The sequence below is a fragment of the Spirulina subsalsa FACHB-351 genome, from assembly GCF_026130165.1.
Classification (GTDB): Bacteria; Cyanobacteriota; Cyanobacteriia; order Cyanobacteriales; family Spirulinaceae; genus Spirulina_A; species Spirulina_A subsalsa_A.
Window position 1 is genome coordinate 41,451 of sequence record NZ_JAIHOM010000004.1, and the last position, 20,096, is coordinate 61,546.

At 47.8% G+C, this 20,096-nt stretch carries 15 protein-coding genes, 2 tRNA genes and 2 pseudogenes; 11 read left to right on the plus strand and 8 right to left on the minus strand.

What is annotated here, in order from left to right:
• Positions 1–241 precede the first annotated feature (241 nt).
• The 6 genes and pseudogenes from K4A83_RS01355 to K4A83_RS01375 form a co-directional block, all read left to right on the plus strand.
• Positions 242–337: pseudogene (locus K4A83_RS01355) on the plus strand (helix-turn-helix domain-containing protein); the annotation flags it as partial.
• 199 nt (positions 338–536) lie between these two features.
• Entirely contained in the window at positions 537–854 is a 318-nt protein-coding gene (locus K4A83_RS01360) for a hypothetical protein (protein WP_407809776.1), read from the plus strand.
• 49 nt (positions 855–903) lie between these two features.
• Positions 904–2,994 carry a phosphate acetyltransferase gene (pta, locus tag K4A83_RS01365; protein ID WP_265262579.1) on the plus strand — a complete coding sequence of 697 codons (2,091 nt, stop codon included), beginning with the start codon at positions 904–906 and terminating at the stop codon, positions 2,992–2,994.
• A 146-nt stretch (positions 2,995–3,140) separates the two neighbouring features.
• On the plus strand, positions 3,141–4,679 hold the full coding sequence (locus tag K4A83_RS01370) for a sensor domain-containing diguanylate cyclase (protein ID WP_265262580.1): 1,539 nt from the start codon (positions 3,141–3,143) through the stop codon (positions 4,677–4,679).
• Between the two features lie 248 nt (positions 4,680–4,927).
• Positions 4,928–5,056, plus strand: a pseudogene (locus K4A83_RS22925) (RNA-guided endonuclease TnpB family protein); the annotation flags it as partial.
• Positions 5,057–5,677: 621 nt separating this feature from the next.
• Entirely contained in the window at positions 5,678–5,998 is a 321-nt protein-coding gene (locus K4A83_RS01375; RefSeq protein WP_265262581.1) for a hypothetical protein, read from the plus strand.
• A gap of 53 nt (positions 5,999–6,051) precedes the next feature.
• Here the strand turns inward: K4A83_RS01375 and K4A83_RS01380 are convergent, their stop codons facing one another.
• A complete protein-coding gene (locus K4A83_RS01380; RefSeq protein WP_265262582.1) occupies positions 6,052–8,292 on the minus strand; it encodes a PBP1A family penicillin-binding protein in 2,241 nt (746 codons plus the stop codon).
• A 58-nt stretch (positions 8,293–8,350) separates the two neighbouring features.
• Entirely contained in the window at positions 8,351–8,839 is a 489-nt protein-coding gene (gene lspA / locus K4A83_RS01385) for a signal peptidase II (RefSeq protein ID WP_265262583.1), read from the minus strand.
• Positions 8,840–9,153: 314 nt separating this feature from the next.
• Here lspA and K4A83_RS01390 point away from each other — a divergent pair, with 314 nt between their 5' ends.
• On the plus strand, positions 9,154–9,684 hold the full coding sequence (locus K4A83_RS01390; protein ID WP_407809774.1) for a GNAT family N-acetyltransferase: 531 nt from the start codon (positions 9,154–9,156) through the stop codon (positions 9,682–9,684).
• A gap of 71 nt (positions 9,685–9,755) precedes the next feature.
• Positions 9,756–9,829, plus strand: a tRNA-Pro gene (locus K4A83_RS01395).
• 175 nt (positions 9,830–10,004) lie between these two features.
• On the opposite strand, the gene K4A83_RS01400 is transcribed toward K4A83_RS01395, so the two are convergent.
• The 5 genes from K4A83_RS01400 to K4A83_RS01420 form a co-directional block, all read right to left on the minus strand.
• A tRNA-Gly gene (locus K4A83_RS01400) sits at positions 10,005–10,075 on the minus strand.
• 236 nt (positions 10,076–10,311) lie between these two features.
• Complete coding sequence (locus K4A83_RS01405; RefSeq protein WP_265262585.1) at positions 10,312–10,533, minus strand: FeoC-like transcriptional regulator; 222 nt, start codon at positions 10,531–10,533, stop codon at positions 10,312–10,314.
• Positions 10,534–10,548: 15 nt separating this feature from the next.
• Positions 10,549–12,918, minus strand: a complete 2,370-nt coding sequence (gene feoB, locus K4A83_RS01410) for a Fe(2+) transporter permease subunit FeoB (RefSeq protein WP_265262586.1) — start codon at positions 12,916–12,918, stop codon at positions 10,549–10,551.
• Between the two features lie 11 nt (positions 12,919–12,929).
• Positions 12,930–13,592, minus strand: a complete 663-nt coding sequence (locus K4A83_RS01415; RefSeq protein ID WP_265262587.1) for a FeoA family protein — start codon at positions 13,590–13,592, stop codon at positions 12,930–12,932.
• Positions 13,593–14,044: 452 nt separating this feature from the next.
• Entirely contained in the window at positions 14,045–15,073 is a 1,029-nt protein-coding gene (locus K4A83_RS01420; RefSeq protein ID WP_265262588.1) for a septal ring lytic transglycosylase RlpA family protein, read from the minus strand.
• Between the two features lie 438 nt (positions 15,074–15,511).
• Here K4A83_RS01420 and purM point away from each other — a divergent pair, with 438 nt between their 5' ends.
• Positions 15,512–16,534, plus strand: coding sequence for a phosphoribosylformylglycinamidine cyclo-ligase (gene purM / locus K4A83_RS01425; RefSeq protein ID WP_265262589.1), 1,023 nt, complete (start codon positions 15,512–15,514; stop codon positions 16,532–16,534).
• Positions 16,535–16,658: 124 nt separating this feature from the next.
• Here the strand turns inward: purM and K4A83_RS01430 are convergent, their stop codons facing one another.
• Positions 16,659–17,573: a glycine betaine ABC transporter substrate-binding protein gene (locus tag K4A83_RS01430; RefSeq protein ID WP_265262590.1), complete on the minus strand. Its 915-nt coding sequence runs from the start codon at positions 17,571–17,573 to the stop codon at positions 16,659–16,661.
• A gap of 120 nt (positions 17,574–17,693) precedes the next feature.
• On the opposite strand from K4A83_RS01430, the gene K4A83_RS01435 reads away from it, so the two are divergent.
• A complete protein-coding gene (locus K4A83_RS01435; protein ID WP_265262591.1) occupies positions 17,694–19,172 on the plus strand; it encodes a CoA-acylating methylmalonate-semialdehyde dehydrogenase in 1,479 nt (492 codons plus the stop codon).
• Positions 19,172–19,960, plus strand: coding sequence for a cobalt ECF transporter T component CbiQ (gene cbiQ / locus K4A83_RS01440; protein WP_265262592.1), 789 nt, complete (start codon positions 19,172–19,174; stop codon positions 19,958–19,960). The genes K4A83_RS01435 and cbiQ overlap by 1 nt, the downstream gene beginning before the upstream one ends.
• The last annotated feature ends 136 nt before the right edge of the window (positions 19,961–20,096 follow it).

Sequence of the window (20,096 nt, forward strand, 5' to 3'; positions counted from 1 at the left end):
AAAAAGGCTCGCCTGGAATCGACATAGGATAATAGCCCAGAGTTCACATCTCATTAGGACTAGCTATATATTATTTGATTTTTTGGGTTCATCAAAAAATGGGTCTAAAACTCCGTCCTTCCGGGACGGCCTTTTTTGATTCTCAAGATCAGTATTGAGTATAGCGATGCCCCACCGACCGCAGCTAGAAATTGGTTAAACTAAGTTAGTATAATGCTACAGAACCACTTAACCCACAGTGATGAAAGCACGCTATCAGTATAAAATCTACCCCACCACTCAACAGCAGCAAGGACTTGCTCAACTGTTCGGCTGTGTGAGGGTGGCTTTTAAAGAAGATGAACCGAAAATCTGCTCGTTTTACTAAAGCAGCATTTAAGCTGAAAGGCTCTAGACGGCGCGAGCGTTTGCGGGGGGCAGTGGCTTGTTTGTCTACCTGTCAGGAGGCTATGTAATGGTCAGACTGGGAATGCCCACGCCGTGATAGCTGGGGAGGATGTCAATATTGAAGGAGTGAATAGGAGAGAAACACCGTGATGGAACTTTGGCGACTGTGGTGGCAAACTATTGTTTTATCGAGTCAACACAACCCCCCTCGCTTTATTGAGGCTTTAATGTTATCTTTAGCGATCGCCTTTTTGCTCGTTCTGCTCTTCACTTGGCGCACCAGTCACCAATGGCCATATCTTGTCTTGAGTCTAAGTTACGGCATTGGGGCCTCGGTATCTATCCTGATTCGCGAGGCCTATAGTGGCCCTTCTCGTCCCCGTTTCACCCCCGTCATGGGGGTGATTAGTGTTTCTTTACTCATACTTATTTGGGGCTTAATGTTAGTCGTCCAAGATGCTTTTTAAAGGGTTTTCTCCTCACCTCAAGCTCATCTTGAACTCTCTATGGTGAACCATGACACACTCCCTATACATTAGTATTAATGAGTCGAAAAGTGGAAAGTCTCTCATTGCTTTAGGCATTATTGAACTAATTTTACGCAAAACGACAAAGGTCGGCTTTTTTCGCCCTATTATCGGCACTCATCGACCCGAAGAAGCGGATAAAGATATTAAGCTCATTTTACGGCATTTTCGCTTAAATCAAACCTATGAGGAGTCCTATGGGGTTTCTTTTCGGGAGATGGGAGATTTGGGGAGAAATGGGAATGTAGAAGGGGTTTTAGAAAAAATCATTAGTCGCTACAAAAATCTTGAGCAAAAATGTGATTTTATCCTCTGTGAAGGGTCAGATTATTTAGGACAAAGTACAGCGTTTGAGTTTAATATTAACCGCACTATTGCGAAGACATTAAATTGTCCCGTTTTAATTATAGGTAATGCTTATGAAAAGACTGTTGATGAGGCGATTAATTCCGTTGATTTGTCCTTCCATGCTTACCAAGAAGAAGAATGTCAGGTGGTAGGAATTTTACTAAATAAGGCAAATCCCCGTGCTTTAAAAGAGTTACAAGAAAATTTAGAGTTAAAATATAATCCCCAAGAATATTTACTGGGAGTGATTCCCTTTAGTAATCGTCTCAATAGTCCTCGGGTGCGGGATATTGTGGCTCAACTCAAAGCGGAGGTAATTTGGGGAGGGGATAAACTGGATAATGTGGTATCTGGCTATATTGTGGCGGCGATGCAGGTACAACACGCTATTACTCACTTTGTCGATGATGCGTTAATTATTACACCGGGGGATCGAGGAGATATTATTGTTGGGGCATTACAAGCCCATCAATCGGTTAATTATCCCCGCTTGGCTGGGATTGTTTTATCTACAGGATTTAGGCCAGAATTGCCTATTATGCAGTTAATTGAGGGCTTATCAGATACCTTACCTATTCTCTTGGTGCAAGAGAATACTTATGAAACAGCTACTCAACTCAATACGGCAGTTTATCCCTCTATTACGGCATCGGATCATGAAAAAATATCCCTGAGTTTACGGCAATTTAACCGTCATGTCAACTTAGCACAATTGGAGAAGCAAATTAGTACCCTCCGCAGTCAGGGAATCACGCCGAAAATGTTTATTTATAATCGGGTGGAACAGGCAAAAGCTCTCCATAAACATATTGTTCTCCCGGAAGGCAATGAGCCGCGTATTTTAAAGGCGGCGGCACTGTTATTAAATCAGGATATTGTTGATTTAACGCTCTTGGGACAACGGGAAGAAATTGCCCAAATTGTCAAGCAACAAGGGATTCGTTTAGATTTAGATCAAGTGCAGATCATTAATCCCATTGAGTCGGGGAAAGTGGCTGAATATAGTCAGATTTTGTATGATCTTCGTAAACATAAAGGGATGACCTTAGAAGCGGCTCGGGATTTTGTGTTAGATGTGTCCTATTTCGGGACAATGATGGTTTATCAAGGGGAGGCGGATGGGATGGTATCTGGTGCTGTGCATACCACGCAACACACCATTCGTCCAGCGCTACAAATTATTAAAACAAAGCCGGATTGTGCTATTGTTTCTTCGGTGTTTTTAATGTGTTTAGCGGATCGGGTTTTAGTCTATGGTGATTGTGCGGTTAATCCCAATCCAAACGCGGAACAATTAGCGGAAATTGCTCTATCTTCGGCGAAAACGGCGGAGTCTTTTGGCATTGAACCTAAAGTGGCGTTATTGTCCTATTCTTCGGGAACATCTGGACGGGGGGAAGCGGTGGAAAAAGTCCGTCAGGCGGCAGAAATTGCTAAACAACGCCGTCCCGATTTAAAGTTAGAGGGGCCGATTCAATACGATGCGGCTGTAGATGCAGAGGTGGCGGCGCAAAAGTTGCCGAGTTCGGAAGTGGCGGGACAGGCGACGGTTTTGGTGTTCCCTGACCTGAATACGGGGAATAATACTTATAAGGCGGTACAACGGGAAACAGGTGCGATCGCCATTGGTCCGATTCTCCAGGGTCTGAAAAAACCTGTGAATGACCTCAGTCGCGGCTGTACTGTACCGGATATTGTCAATACTGTAGTGATTACGGCTATTCAAAGTTAAGTTGTCACAGGATTTTCCGAGCATAGCTCGTTACAATATTGTTTGTGTGTAGAATGTCGGGTTAATGACCTCCCTTGTGAGTGAGCAGATAGGATTATCAAACCTTGGGTATACTCTTGTTCTAACGAGGTAGAACAGTTTTACTTATGACCCATTCACCCCTCCCCGCTTGTTGGTGTGCGGATGCAAACCTTCAAGCGTCTTTATCAAAGCAGGATCTCGCCGCATGGCGAGACTATATTGCTTTGCAAGAGTTAGTGACTCGTTTACCCATTGTCATCTGGTTAATGAGTCCTGACTTAAAACAATTGTTCTATAAAAGTCCGGGTTGTGAGGTGTTATGGGATGTGCCGAGTTCCACGGAGACGGGATGTTTTTGGTTAACGGGGATTTTAGACGAGGATGCAGAACAAGTTACGTTTACCCAAGAACAGGCACTAGACAAGGGAATTCTCAAGGATACGGTAGAGTTAGAGTATCGCATGGTAGATCCCCAAAACCGGACGTGCTGGGTGTCGGTGCGGTTGTTTCCCATTCGGGATGCAGAGGGAAAAGTGGAGGGGGTGGCTGGGATTGGGGAAGATATTACCCAACGGAAAAATACGGAAGATGCCTTAAAGTATATTATCCATCAACAGACCTTAGTGAATGCGATCGCCCAACGCATTCGCCGCTCCTTGGAAATCGAGGCGATTCTAGAGACAACGGTGCAGGAAGTGCAAAATCTCTTGCTGTGCGATCGCGCTTTTCTCTACCGTTTAGACTTTGATTGGAGTGGGACAGTGGTAGTAGAAGCACTCCGTTCCCCCGATTATTCCCTCCTCGGACGACGACTCACCGATACAGAATTCATCGCCAACTATGTAGAACTGTACCAAAAAGGACGGATTCATGTAGTGGATGATGTACGGCAGTCCAATTTATCGGAGTGTTATATTCACTGGCTCACGGATTTACAAGTGCGTGCTAATTTGGTGGTGCCAGTGCTGCATGATGAGGAATTGTGGGGAATGTTAGTGGTGCAGGAATGCGAACAACCCCGCTCTTGGCAAGCCTTCGAGATAGAATTATTACAGCAGTTAGCCGTCCAAGTTGCGATCGCCATCCAACAAGCCGAACTGTTAGAAGAACTCAAAACCACCAACACTGAACTCCAACAACTCGCCACCCTAGACAGCTTAACCCAAGTAGGAAATCGTCGCTGTTTTGATGAAGCACTCCCCCAAGAATGGGAGAAAATGGCCCTATCTCAGGCTTACCTCAGCTTAGTGCTAGTCGATGTAGACTTCTTTAAAGCCTACAATGACACCTATGGTCATCCAGCCGGAGATGAGTGTTTACGCACCGTCGCCCAAACCCTACGCACGGCTGTTAAGCGGTCTACAGACCTCGTAACACGCTACGGAGGGGAAGAATTTGCCATTTTACTCCCCCATACCGATGCGAACGGAGCCGTTCAAGTGGCCGGGGAAATTCTCTCCCGAGTGCGAAAACTCAAAATTCCCCATTGTCAATCGAAGGTTAGCAACCATATCACCGTCAGCGTGGGAATTATCACCACTATTCCCCATCCCGGACTCTCCTATGAGGATTTCGTCAAACGAGGGGATCAGGCACTCTATGAAGCCAAACACCAAGGACGAGATCGGATGATTTTCGCCGAATATCCCGAGTTTTTAGCGTGAAAACTCGGGCCTGCTCCTACCAGGGGGAACCAATCATGGTAAAAGCACTCCAGTAGTAGGGATGGGTTAATTCGCGATCGCCTAAAGCGACTAACTCCGGTGTTAAGGGAAAAGTCCCCGTCGGAGTCACCAACTGACCCCTCTCTATCGGTTCTTCCCACCGTATTTGGCAATACTATGCCGAGCATTTCTAAGCCTTTGGCTAAGATGTTTATCGCGGCATTATGGTCTCGATTAACAAACTCCGCGTAGAAGATAGAGATATTAACGCCGCTATCAATATTTTAAACAAGGGACTAAGTACCGCTGGGCAAACGGGAACTTACGCTTGGGGAGAGATTCCCTCTGGCTTGGTTGGATACGTCCTGCCAAGTTAAGGAAACTCGTTGAACCAAGAATCCCTCGCTTTTAGCGATGGGAGTGTCAATCCAACTGGGGAATCAAAATTTTATCGCAGGTCTTGGGGCGGGTATTCTTTGGACTCCCCTGCAAAATTTAGAAATCCGTACTTTGCTGTTTGCTGCGCTATCCTATAAAGGATCAAAACACAATAAGAATATATACTTATTTTCACCCCATTACCTCTCAAAACATAATCGGTAATCTAGAGTTACATGATCACGATTTTAAACAACTAACAATAAGCAATTGACTGAAACCCATGTTAAAACAACGACTAACGACTTTGGATTATGCCATTTTCTGTTAGATTATCCCTAGAGCAGTCTTTTGTGAATCACAATCCTCGGCACATAAATGTATTCCCTCACACCTTTTAGAAAACTAAATATTGCGTTCAGATTTGCGCGCATCATGGTCTATAATAGGGCGTAACTGCTCCAGTCTTTATGCAGGGTAGGCAAACTTACTGAGATAAGTTGATTGGGACAAGTTGATTGGTCAATATTTGTTAATCAATATTGATTAATCAATCTTCTATGAACTCAAAGTCTACGAACTCAAAGCAGTGGGTAGGAACTCATAACAGGAAGATAAGCATGAGCAAAAACTTAGTCAACTTGACACTCCTACAAGTTGAAGAAGAGATGGATCACATCCTAGCAGAACAGCCCGATCATATTCAAAGAGAATTTATTCGCCGCGATTTATTTCCTGATTTAACTGCTTACGTTTTGAGTCGAGTTCCGAATTTTTACATGGTGTGTGATCAAGGTCAAGGAAAATCTTTAAAAACCCATCTGATTCATGAGTCAGCAGAACGCCAACTGGCTAGAGAGTCTACTATTCTCAACGGCATTTATTATGTTTTGGAAAAGAGTCAACATCGCCAACGGAAGAAAGAAAAGGTGATGGTTTAGGCGATTATTGCTTAGGGAATAGGCAAGAGTTTTGACTGTTCCCTGTTCCCGATTTATTGCACAATTTGCCGCATATAATCCCGCCATAATTGGGCCGCTTGACCACTACTTCCCCGAGTGGGGGAGTTGTCATCGTTACCTAACCAAATGCCTGTCACTAAATGTTGACGGGGGACATAACCAATGAACCACAAATCCACATTGCGATCGGTGGTTCCGGTTTTGCCCGCTTCTCCTTGTCCGATGGCCGCACGTCCTCCAGTGCCTCCTTGGATGACACCCCGTAATAGATTGTGCATGGTTTGGGCGATCGCACCACTAATCACTTGTTGGTTTCCATCCCCATCCCGTTCCCCATCTTGGGAGAAATCATACATCACCCGACAAGTTTGGAAATCTTGGTCATCTTCGCAGTCACTACTATCTAGAATTCGGCGAATCGTGTGGGGGCGATTCCACACCCCATTATTGGCAAATACGGCATAGGCCCCCGTCATTTCCAGCACATTGACCTCACTTTCCCCCAACACTAATCCGGGGGAAGGATTGAGTTTAGACGTAATGCCTAGCCGTTGGGCCATGCGGATCATATTGTCCATCCCCGCATCTTGAGCAATGCGAATGGCGATCGCATTTTCCGACTGCGCCATCCCGTGATAAAAATTCGCACCCTCCCCCGCCGTCCGTTCACAGCCTCGATACCGTTGCCCCCGCCACGTCACCGGAGCGCAAGAATAGACCTTACTCGGCGAAATCCCCCGTTCCAACGCCGCCGCATAGGCAAACACCTTAAACGTCGATCCCGGCTGACGTTGGGCTTGAGTCGCCCGGTTAAATTGACTCTGGGCATAACTCACCCCCCCCACCAGGGCCAACACCTCCCCATTGCGACCATCCAACGTCACAATCGCCCCTTGCCTAAAATTTAACCGTCCCCCATCCCGTTCCACCATTTGCCGCAAAGACTCCTCCGCCTTCGCCTGCTTATTGAGATCCAGCGCCGTCTCAATCACAAAATTCCCCTCTCGCGCCACCTCCGGAAACAGACGATTTAACTCCCGCAACACCTGACCATAATAATAGGGAGCCACCGATTGAGATAACGCCTCTCGCGCCCTCGGACTCACCTGAATCCGGGATCTCCGCGCTTGACTCGCCTCCTCCTCCGAAATCATCCCCAACTGCGCCATCCGACTAATCACCCGGTCCCGCAACTGCACCGCCGTCCGATAATCCTGCACCGGATTATAGGCATTGGGCGCAGGCAAAATCGCCACCAGCGCCGCCGCCTCCGCCACCGTCAAATCCGCCGCCGACTTATCAAAATAAAACCGTGCCGCATCCTCAAAGCCATAACTTCCCACCCCCAAATAAACCCGATTCAAATAAGTCCGCAACAACTCATTTTTGCTGTAAAACGTCTCCAACTTCAACGCCACAATCGCCTCGCGCACCTTGCGCCCCGCCGTATTCGACCGCCCCACATACTCCGGAAACAAACTACGCGCCAACTGTTGCGTGACCGTACTTCCCCCTTGACGAATTCCCTGCCGTTGCACATTAATCAACACTGCCCGGAAAATCCCCAAAGGATCTACCCCCGGATGCCAATAAAAGCGGCTATCCTCCGAAGCAATCACCGCCTTGGGCAAATAGGGCGAAAAATCCGATAAACGGTCAAACTCCCGATGGGCTTCTGTCCGCAAGGGCATCAAAGGCGTTTGCCCATCCCGAGCATAAACCGCCACCGGACCCTGCACCCCCAAGGGTAGAGGATAGATGGGAATTTTCGTCCACTCCCACAAAATCGCCGCCGTAATTAATCCCGTCATCCCCGCCACCCCATACAAACCATAGCGCAGCCCCCGCACCCATAACGGCGGAGGATTATGATATTGCAAGCGCACCCCATTGGCCAACTCCGGCGGCCCCAGGGTAATAATATCCCCGTGACGCAATTCTAGGGAGGTTAGACGACGTTTGCCCAAATAAATCCCATTGGTGGAGTGTTCATCCTTCAGCACAAATTGGCGGGGATGTTTCGGGTCCCGACTCACCGATAAATGAACCTGACTGACTACCCCATTGCGCACCACAATATCACTGGACCGGGAACTGCGCCCCAAGGTGTACTTATCCCCCACCAATTTATAGGTTTCCGCATGGTCTGCATCGGCATCCTGTACCCACAATTCTGGCACTCGTGCATTAGGACGAAGCGCTAAAACCGTATTTAACCGTTGAACCACTTGGGTCGCAATACGACTGAGTTGGGTAGGAGGAGGGCTAGTCATAAGTCAATTCGGTAGGATATGAGTAGAGATTGAGCAGAATGGAGATTAGCAATCTTAACTAACTTCTGAGATGAGAGGGAGAACGGAACATGGCATAGAGTAAACAGACAATTCCTATGTTAATAAACACATCCGCCAAATTAAAAACGGGGAACTGGATTAAACGGAAATCTAGAAAATCAATCACATAACTATATAAGAACCGACAAACCCCATTGCCAATGGCACCGGCGAGGATAAATCCATAACCTAACTGTTCCGCCAATCGGAGGGGGGGACTGTACCAAGCAAAGAGCATTAACCCCACACTAACCCCCAAGGACAGCCAACGTAACCAGTCCGCCCCCCCGGTAAAGAGGCTAAACGCCGCCCCACTATTGGTAACATAGGTGAAGTGAAAAATTCCGGGCAGAATAGGAATAGTATCGAATTCTTGGGCAAAGGTACTTGTTACCCAGTTTTTAGTCAGTTGGTCGAGTAAGAGTCCCACCAGTGCGGCGAGCCAAAACCAGCGATTGACTGCCAATCTTCTACGTCGCTGCTTCATAAATTTTGTTTGAGCTTAGTCCTAGTCTCTTCTCTATTGATTATTCTCGGTTCTAGGGCTTTGACCAATTCTCGCACGCTCAGGGGTGTCCGTTCCCAATTCTTTGGGGAATCTCTACTCCGGCTATAACGATCACTGTCTTTGCTTCCATGTTCTGTATTCTACCGTACCGTTTAAGAGAGGATCCCGAATTAGCCATTGAACGGGTGAGTTGTGTTATCATCTATGGCTGTGGGGGTGAAATCAGGAGTTCTGGACTCTGCTGTAATTTCGCCTTCCGGTTTATTCACCACTGATCAGTTCGCCACATTGGCATGGGTTTTTGGAAAAGCTTGTTTAGCAATTCTGACACGGTAGCGGGTTCTCGGGGAGGGCGTGGAAGTGCGATCGCCAAAGATCCTCGATCTAGTGATCCTCGCGCCAACGACACTCGCATTGTCTTCAGCACAGAGCGAGAGATTGATTTGTATGAACTTGAAGAACTCTGTGATGCGGTGGGGTGGGCAAGGCGCCCCCTCCGCAAAGTCCGCAAAGCACTCCAGCATAGTTTTCTCGTTGTGTCTATGTGGGAACAACGGGGGGTGCGACGGCGTTTGATTGGTTTTGCCCGGGCGACTTCCGATCATGCCTTTAATGCCACCATTTGGGATGTGGTGGTGCATCCGAGTTATCAGAGTCAAGGTCTGGGTAAGGCGTTAATGCAATACACGATTAAAAAACTGCGCAGCGAGGATATTAGTAACATTACCTTGTTTGCCGATCCCCATGTGGTGGATTTCTACCGTCGTTTAGGCTTTATCCTTGACCCGGAAGGAATTAAGGGAATGTTTTGGTATCCCGATTAAAGCTAGGCAAGACGGTTTAAAATAGGGTATACTAAATCGGTTGTCACTTGACTGTCACCTGACGACGACTTCGGGATGTAGCGCAGCTTGGTAGCGCGCCTGCTTTGGGAGCAGGATGTCGCAGGTTCAAATCCTGTCATCCCGATTTAAGTTAAACCTTTGCTATATACCTTTGCTATATATAGGTTTTAAGTATACTGGTAATCTGGTAGAGCAGCCACAAGGAGTCATGATCTTGACATCCGCCCCGCCGTAAACGGACGGGGATTCCATCTATTTCAACAGGTCAAAAAATAATTTGCTCTTGTTTTCCCTTATTAAGCGGGTGAGGGGAATCGAACCCCTATTATTAGCTTGGAAGGCTAAAGTTTTACCACTAAACTACACCCGCAGTTTTTCCACCGAGTTATCACTGTAGCACAGGACTGAGTAGAAAACAACCCCTAATGCTCAATAGATATTTAGGGTCTGCTGAAAAAACCCAACGCTAGACTCAACAAACCCTATGTAAAAAAGATTGCCGGGAATTGCCCATCCCGCCAGTGGAGTGGGGGAGTTCACAGGCGAGTATGGCGATGCAACCAAGCCATTCCCGTCATGTTGGGGATGGCTTGGTTGCCCTGACTTTTATCCAGAATTAACCCACTCGTACAGTTCTAAGGCTTCTGGGGAGCAGCTATGACAACCACCACATTTTTTAGTTTCCAGTTGGCGTACTCGTCCTTTACGCACCAGTTGACTCAGCATTCCCCGCAGGGCATCGGGAGCGATCGCAAAGTGGCAGGAAAGTTCGTCTAAGGTGGTGGTTTTGTGCTGGCGTAGATATTGCTGTAACTCGGTTAAAATCATCGCTTGGGTCTCCGCCTAAGATTGCAGTGCTTGATTATTTTGTCTATTGGGGTTGACCTTGGATTTAACGCGATGACTGCGGCTATAGTGGCTCAAGGCGACTAATGTTCCGAACAGGCTCAGGATTAGGGCAACAATCCAAGCACTGGAACTCAGAGGATGTTCAGTCAAGGTCATGGACTGGTAATAGAACACCGCCACCCAATAACCGAGTCCTGTAGTCCAAGCGGCAACAAAGATCGTCCAGCCGAGATTGGTTTCCCGATAAACTGCCGCCGTAGCTGCAACACAGGGGAAATACAACAGCACAAATAGCAAAAAGGCGATCGCCGCCGTGGTACTGCCAAACCGTTGAGACATTTGGCCAAAAGTAGTGTAATGGACTTCCTGAGTTTCGGCAGCCGTTTCTAGATCCCCGGTATCCCTCATAATACTCATGCCAACAGGGTCAAGCACCTGATCCGCCAAATCCGCTAAGTTCTCGGGAATACTGGCAAAGGCTTCGCCAATCTCCCCCCAAAAATCAAAGGCTTCTTCCGGCTCACCTGCACCCGCTTCTTGGGCCAGTTGAGTATAGAGAGAATCCATCGTTCCCACCATCACCTCTTTAGCAAAAACCCCCGTAAACAACCCAACCGTTGCCGGCCAATTGTCCTGTTGAATGCCCATTGGGGTAAAGACCGGAGTCACAGTACGACTAAAAGCACTGAGAATCGAGTCTTGACTATCGTGTTTACCAAAAGAACCGTCTAAACCTACGGAGTTAATCAACCCGAGGATCAGCACCATAATCACGATCATTTTCCCGGCTTTGGTGATAAAGGCTCTCAGCCGTTCCCAGCCCCGAATTAATACCCCTTTGACGGTCGGAATATGATAGGGGGGTAACTCCATGACAAATGGGGCAGCTTCTCCCTTAAACAGGGTATTTTTCATCACATATCCCGTAAAAATCGCGGCGAGAATGCCGATAATGTAGAGAACAAAAACAACGTTTTGTCCGTTTGTGGAGAAAAAGGCTGCACAGAATAGGGCATAGATGGGTAGACGGGCGCCACAAGACATAAAGGGATTCATGATAATGGTCATGAGGCGATCGCGCCGATTTTCTAAAGTCCGGGTGGCCATAATCCCCGGAATATTGCAGCCAAACCCGACCATCATCGGGACAAAAGACTTACCGGGCAGTCCAATGAACCGCATCAACCGATCCATCACAAATGCTGCCCGGGCTAAATAGCCCGAGTCTTCCAAAATAGCCAAGAAGAGGAACAACAGACCAATTTGGGGGATAAAGGTTGAGGTGGTTTGAATGCCCCCACCTACACCATCGGCTAACAAACCCCTTAACCAACCCGGAGCATTAATTTGTTCTAACAGATGGCCGGTGCCACCGATAAAAATCGCGCCAACGCCAATGTCGAAAAAGTCAATAAATGCGCCCCCGACATTAATCGCCACGAAAAACATGACATACATCACCAGCAGGAAGATCGGCAGGCCTAGCCAGCGATTGAGTACGACATGATCAATGCGATCGCTCATGGTTTGCGTCACCACATTGGTTCGTTCCATCACGTCATTTAACACTTGACGAATCCAGCTATAGCGACTGTCGGCAATCAACAAATCTGTATCTTCTGCCAAGGTTTGGTGAATGCGATGGCGGTGTTTGACAATCCGTCTCAGCAGGTCGTCACCCAATTCCGGCAGATGGCGGTCGTCATATTGCAATAAGTTAAGGGCAAACCAGCGAACATTGTGTGATGGCAGGTTTTGGGCTGACAACGTTGGCATCAAATCCTCTAAGGCTTCCTCGACCACAGGGGGATAGGCCACATAACTTTGAGGGGGGGTCGGGTCTGCTAGGACCCAAGCAATAGTATCACACAACTGAGTAACTCCCTTGCCTGTATGTGCTTCTAAAGCCACTACTGGGCAGTCCAATCGCTTAGATAGTTGGTCTGGGTCAATGCGAATTTGCCGATTTTTGGCTAAATCCATCATATTCAAGGCAATAATCATGGGGATGCCCATTTCCATAATCTGGGTCGTCAGATACAGATTACGCTCTAAGTTAGAGGCATCAACAATGTTCACGATTAAGTCAGCTTCATTAGAAACGAGATAATCTCTAGCCACCAATTCATCGAGTCCGGTGGTGGTTTCCCCCACATCAATGGAATAAACTCCGGGTAAATCCACCACGTTGATGGTGCAAGGTTGTTTAATATTTTTGCCTTGATAGCGATAACTGCCTTCTTTGCGTTCAACGGTGACACCCGGCCAGTTGCCTACTCGTTGATTTGCCCCGGTGAGGGCATTAAATACGGTGGTTTTCCCACAATTGGGATTCCCCACTAATCCGATAGTTTTTTTCAGCATGATAATTACCCCTATACGGATTGGACCACTAAAGCATCCGCTTCATCTTTGCGTAAACTGAGCCGAAACCCCCGCACTTCAATTTCTGTCGGATCTCCCAGGGGAGCATGACGCTTAACCACAAATTCCGTCCCTGGGGTCAATCCCATTGCCAGTAACTTCCGTTTATAGTCTGGACAACCCGGTGCATAAGACACAACTTTTAAGCTGGATCCAATGCTGGCTTTCCGCAACTTGATCCCACTGTCTTCGTTGGATTGTTTCATGGCTAAAAATCGGCTATGGCTTGGGTTTACGCTCGTCTTAAGGGAAATGTCTGCTTTTTGCACTTGAATCTGTTGGGCTATTTTGTGTTCTAAGCCCAAACGACTCGCGTTTAGTGCCACAATGGCTGACCCTGTTCCCGTAACACTGACTACTTCGAGTTGGACTCCTGGCAGGAGTCCCATCCCCATCAAACGGTTGTTTGCTGACCCGCAGTTTAACGAAACGATTCTGATGCGATCGCCTACTTTCGTCTCGGCTAAAGAAATCTGGCAGGAGTCATCAGAGGCGATCGCCTCCGATTGATCCGGGTCAAGCTCGGTTTGACCCGATGTCTCGCTCAAATAAACAAAGGACTGCCAACGGTCTTGCCTGCGTTTGCACAGCAAATTTACAATTCGGTCATTCATTGGCTTATTGAAAACCTTTAATACAAATTATTCTCAATAAGTATCATGAAAACCTCAAAGGTAACGGTTACTTCCAAAAAACTTAAGAATGGGTAAAACCCCATTAAATCCCTTCTTCAACGCTATCAAGCGGCGTTGGGCGTTAAAAACAGTGCTAGGATGCCCTAAATTTTGTTCTAGAGAACAAGTCTCATTTACTTAACAAAGATTATTATTAACTTCCGATGGGTTGAACATAGCCAAGAACCCAACCATGAGCCAGAAGTTCTCACACCGATTGAATCTGGGCATTTTGAGGTGAGCGACCCTACTCCACTGGTGGGATGGGGAATTAATCTTGTTAAATTTCTATAACCATAAAACGACAGAGTAGAGAGCCGTTGCCCTCCACTCTATCGCCTGTTTTGGGCTAGGAAGCCCTGGCTGTAATCCGTGATTTAGCGTTAAGCCGTTTAATCAATCACTTCCACTTGAACCGGAGCAACACCGCTCCCTAACATTCCAATTGCACTCGCTGCACCCCGAGATAAATCAATAATGCGACCGCGAATAAAGGGCCCTCGGTCATTGATGCGGACCACCACAGAGCGACCATTATTTAAGTTCGTCACCCGAACTTGTGTCCCAAAAGGTAACGTCCGGTGAGCAGCCGTTAAAGCGTTTTGATTAAACCGCTCTCCGCTTGCACTCCGACGACCATGGAATCCTGGACCATACCAAGAGGCCATCCCCTGATATTGTCCATTAATCCGCCCTACAGCGACCCGTTGAGCCGGACGCACGGAACGAGCGGCACGAGTGGGACGCATTTGCACATCTCCCGCACTGAGGGGAGCAGCGCCTCCCACCAGACGACGCAAGCGATTTGTCGCTTGTAGTGCGTCTTGATCCCAGTTCTCGGTACTATCGGGTAACTGGGTTTGACGGTCCACTCTCACCAATTCGGTTTCACCCGCTTTGATGATGTAGGCTTCCTGTTCGGCATTCCACGCTAAGGTAATAGAAGATGCTTCTTCCGGTGACATTTGGTTAATGCGGTCTGCGACCAGCGTAGCGCGCCAAACGGGGTCTTCATTGGATTGATTAACCTGTAGCCCTTGACCCTGACGGATTTGTTCAGGAGTCAAGAAACTCGGCGTTAAACTCTTAGCGGCAACATTCGCAGAGTCAGTCCCCACAAAGGTTAGGAGGGGAATACGACGCACATACAAGGTGGCGCCTTGGGATTCTCCCACCGCATGGGGGAAAATTGTGGTCAAGCTGCCTCTGTTCCCCGAGATTTGGGAATCACTAGCGGCAATTTCCTCAGCAGTCTGAGCGAGGTAAACAGAATCCCCATACAATTCTGCTAGGGCGGCTTCTGTTCCTTCAATCCCAACGGGGACGACTGGCTCAGAGGCATTGACGTTATAGGGAACAGCCGCACTCAGCGCGGTGCTGAGGACGGTGGCAGTTAGGCTAGACCAGAGTTGTTGATTCATAGGCTTTTTCAGGTACTAGGCTGTTGACTCACAGGGGGTAATGTTGGACGCTCTAACGGGGGTCGTTCTAACGTTTACGCTTCTGTGTTGTCTTGACCGACGCGGCACTGAGCGAGGGGGGAAAGACAAGCAACAACTTGTTGACTGATGAAAGGTGTTTCTATGTGCGAGAACTGACACAGATTAGCATGAAGTTTTGTAATGAACATCCGTAAGGGAGGGGGGATCGTGAGTCCTCACCCCTGCCAAATTTGACCCTTGGCGGGGTGAACTCTTAGTCAGGTCAAGGGTTGAAAGGTTTAATAGCTTTTGGGTTATATTTAAAAAACTAAAGCTTTTCTGTAGAAGTTGATTTTTTTTAAATCAATAGCGGGAAAATCAGCATTAAATCGCAAGATGGACAGGCGAAAAGAATCAATTGCAAGGTGAACGAGGATTATGGATTATCGAGCAGCAGGGGTTGATGTGGAAGCAGGACGCTCTTTTGTGGAGCGTATTCGTCAATCGGTGGAGAGTACCCAACGGCCAGAGGTTTTGGGTCAGTTGGGAGGATTTGCAGGGTGTTTTGCCTTACCGACGGGGTATCAGAATCCGGTTTTAGTGTCGGGGACCGATGGGGTGGGAACGAAGCTGAAAATTGCCCAAGCGGTGAATGTTCATCACACGGTGGGGATTGATTTGGTGGCTATGTGTGTGAATGATATTCTCACGCTGGGGGCTGAACCTCTATTTTTTTTGGATTATTTAGCGACGGGGAAGTTGAATCCGGAGCAGTTGGCGGAGGTGGTGGCTGGAATTGCGGAAGGCTGTCGTCAGAGTGGCTGCGCGATTTTGGGGGGAGAAACGGCGGAAATGCCGGGGTTTTATCCGGTGGGGGAGTATGATTTAGCAGGGTTTTGTGTGGGGATTGTGGAACGGGAGCGGATTTTAGGGGGTTCTCGGGTTGAGTTGGGGGATATTGCGATCGCACTTCCCAGTCAAGGAGTCCACAGTAATGGTTTTTCCTTGGTGCGCAAAATCATTGAGACGAAGCGGTTAAGCTGGTCTGATTGTCCCCCGGCCTTGGGGGGTGCCAGTTTGGGGGAAATCTTCCTTACCCCGACTCGCATCTATGTACAGCCGATTCTCAGTGCTTTACGGTCTGGGGTGGATATTCACGGCATGGCTCATATTACTGGGGGAGGACTGCCGGAAAATCTCCCCCGTTGTGTACAGGAGCATCAAGGGGTGAAAATTGAGCGAAACGCTTGGTCTATTCCCCCTCTATTTGAATGGTTGGCTCAAATGGGGGATGTTTCTGAAGCGGCGATGTTTGAAACGTTCAATATGGGGGTGGGTTTTGTGGTCATTGTACCCCCCCGTGAGGTGGAATCGGCGATCGCCCATTTTCAATCCCATCATCTTTCGGCTTTTGTTCTCGGGGAAGTCATTCCAGGCAACCGGAATCTGGTTATCAATTAGGGCTTGCTGTACGCGAAGCGTGCCGTTAGGCATATAACTCTACTCGTGGGGCTAGGGAATTGATAATTGATAATTGATAATTGTCAATTGTCAATTGTCAATTGATAATTTCTCCCCCGCTCCCCTAATTTCTCCCCAATACCTGAATTTTTTGTAAAAAATCATGGGCAACCATGGCGGGATCTTGTTGTTTTCCTGTCACTTCATAATTCAGATCCTGCATAATAGAATCTGTGATTTGCGTGGTGATATTATCTAAAATATCCTCAAGTTCTGGGTGTTTTTTTAACACATTGGCCCGCACCACGGGAGCGACTTGATAGGGGGGGAAAAAGTTTTTATCATCCTGTAACATGACCAACTTAAACGCGCTAATTTCGCCATCGGTACTAGAACCCACGGCGACATGAGCATCCCCTGACATTAAGGTGCTGTAGCGAAATTCAGGGGAAACGGCAAGATAATCCTTGAGGGTAAAAGGGCCATAGACTTCCTCAATGCCGGGTAAACCGTCCTCCTTTTCTTGGAATTCTGGCGGCCCCACCATAACTAAGCGATCTGCTTGGGCAACCAGATCAGAAAGGGTGGTGATCCCATAATCTTGGGACTTTTGGGGAGTCATCACTAGCGCCTGGGTGTTACTCATGGGAGAGGGCGCTAACCAGATTAAATTAAACTGCTCTTGATAACTTTCTTTCACCGTTTCATAAACCACTTGGCGATCGCTATTGCCGGGCAATTTCAACACACTTAATAAAGCGGTTCCTGTATATTCCGGGTATAAATCGACTTCGCCTCGGGTTAAACTATTGTGGGCGGCGGTGGTGCCGGGTAAATTTAAATGGCGTTCTACCGTGAAACCGTGATCTTCTAACGCTAAAGCATACATTTCTCCTAAAATCCACTGTTCGGCAACATTCTTAGAGCCTACCCTAATCACCATCTCCCGGCTGCTGGGGAGATTATTACAGGCGATCGCAATCCAGAACGTGATAACAGCAAGGATGAAGGGCAACAGCCAAGAGCGAAGACGAAACATAATGAAATGTGGATAAATTAATCCTTTAGCTTTTCTCATTGTGACATACTCCCTGGGGGACGTAGTGCGACAGGATGCCGTAAGCTAGGATTATCTTGCCTCTCAATGTGAACAAGCATCATGGCTACAGCGACTCCTCTCCTAAACTACATCAATGGTCAGTGGTACCCCTCCGAGAGTAAAGACACCCTAGAGGTTCGGAATCCTGCGACGGCAGACTTGTTGAATTATGTTCCCCTCGGCACGGTGGGAGATGTTCACCGGGCGACAGAAGCGGCGGCGAGGGCTTTTGTCACGTGGCGACGAGTACCGGCCACGGAACGCATTCAGTATTTATTTAAGCTGAAAATCTTGCTAGAAACCCATCTCGATGAATTGTGCCGTTTAATTACCCTCGAATGTGGCAAAACCTTAACAGAGTCGCGGGGGGAGTGGCAACGAGCCATTGAAAATGTGGAGGTGGCCTGTGGGATTCCCTTGTTAATGCAAGGATACAATTCTGAAGATATTGCTCGGGGCATTGATGAGATCATGATTCGTCAACCCTTGGGGGTGACGGCCATTATTGCCCCGTTTAACTTTCCCGGGATGATCCCTTTTTGGTTTTTACCCTATGCGATCGCCTGTGGCAATACTGTTGTCATTAAACCCTCGGAAAAAGTCCCCCTCACCATGCAGCGTACCCTTGAACTCCTCGCTGAAACGGGACTGCCGGCCGGGGTGGTGAATTTGGTCAATGGGGCGAAAACGGTAGTCGATGCCATCTTAGAACATCCCACCATCCGGGCGATTAGTTTTGTGGGATCTTCCCCGGTGGCTAAATATGTCTATGGGAAAGCGGCCACTCACGGGAAGCGGGTACAGTGTCAAGGGGGAGCGAAAAATCCGATTATTATTTTCCCCGATGCCGACCCCAATTTAACCCCCAAAATTGCCGCCGATAGTGCCTTTGGTTGTGCTGGACAGCGTTGTTTAGCGGCCTCTCTCGCGGTGACGGTGGGGGAAGCGCGGGATTGGTTTATTGATGCCATGACGGACGTGGCCGAAACCCGTATTGTGGGGGATGGTTTAAATCCCGAGGTGCAAATGGGGCCGGTGATTACTCCTCAAAGTCAAGCTAGAATTGAACAACTTATAGAACAAGGGATCGCTGAGGGAGCGACTCCTGTAGTAGATGGTCGTCATCCTCAGATTTCGGGTTATGAACAGGGCAATTTTATCCGGCCAACCCTGTTAACAAATGTGCAACCGGACAGTATCTTAGCGCAAACGGAAATTTTCGGTCCGGTGTTAGGGATTGTGGAAGTGGATCGCTTGGAAACAGCCCTAGAATGGGTCAATGGCGGACAATGGGGCAATATGGCTTGTATTTTTACCCAAAGTGGTGCGATCGCCCGTCAATTTCGCTATGAGGCTGAAGCGGGTAACATTGGGATTAATATTGGGGTAGCTGCACCGATGGCCTTTTTCCCTTTTAGTGGTTGGAAAGAGAGCTTTTTTGGGGATTTACATGGTCAAGGAAAACACGCGGTTGAGTTTTTCACTCAAACTAAAGTCGTCGTTGAACGCTGGTTTGAGGATTGGAGTCGGTCGTTTTAATGTCCTTAAACCTAGCGCAATTCGCCTATACCAACCGTTTACGACGTTTACCCCCAGAACATAAGTTAGGGTTTGCGATCGCCCTTTTTATCCTAGGGTACACCGCACCGCCCCCCATCCAGTGGCTCATTACCCTCTGGGTGGGAGTGTGGATTGTGGTGTATGGGGGAATTCCCCTGTCAGTGTACGGAAAATTATTAAGTCTGCCCTTGGGATTTGGGGTGTTGAGTTTACCCCCCTTAGTCCTCAGTGGGGTGTCTCTCTCCCAAATCTCAGAAATACAGGAGGACATCTGGCAAGGGTTTTTCTTGGGGGGATTTTACCTCTATCTTAGCCAACAGGGACTCCAACAGGCCGGGGAAATGCTCAGTCGTGCGATCGCCCTCACCTCCTGTTTATACTTTATCCTCCTCACCATCCCCCTCCTTGAAATCATTCGCCTTTTACAAAAACTAAGGTGTCCCTCCTTAATTCTCGACTTATTGTTATTAATGTATCGCTTTATTTTCCTTTTAATGGACACAGCTAATGAGCTAATTCTAGCACAAAATGCCCGCTTTGGCTACCATTCTTTTAACCGCAGTTTACACAGTTTAGGATTATTAATAACTCAACTATTACACCGCACCCTAGAGAACTATCGCGCTTCAGTATTAGGGTTACAATCCCGAGGATTTAACGGAGAATTTCGGGTATTACATCAGCGCCGATATTCCCCCAATTTACGGTATAGTATCGAAGCCGTTTTAGGACTGGTCTTAATCATTTTAGCCACCCTGAAACTGTAAAGAGTTTCTGGGTTGGGGGAGCAAAGAAACTGGGTTTTAGGGATGCTATAGCGGGAAAAAAGTCAGAGCAAGAAACCTAATTTCAAGTTGAACAGTAGAAACCGGGTTTTTGAGAGCGTTTAGAAGGAAAACGAGA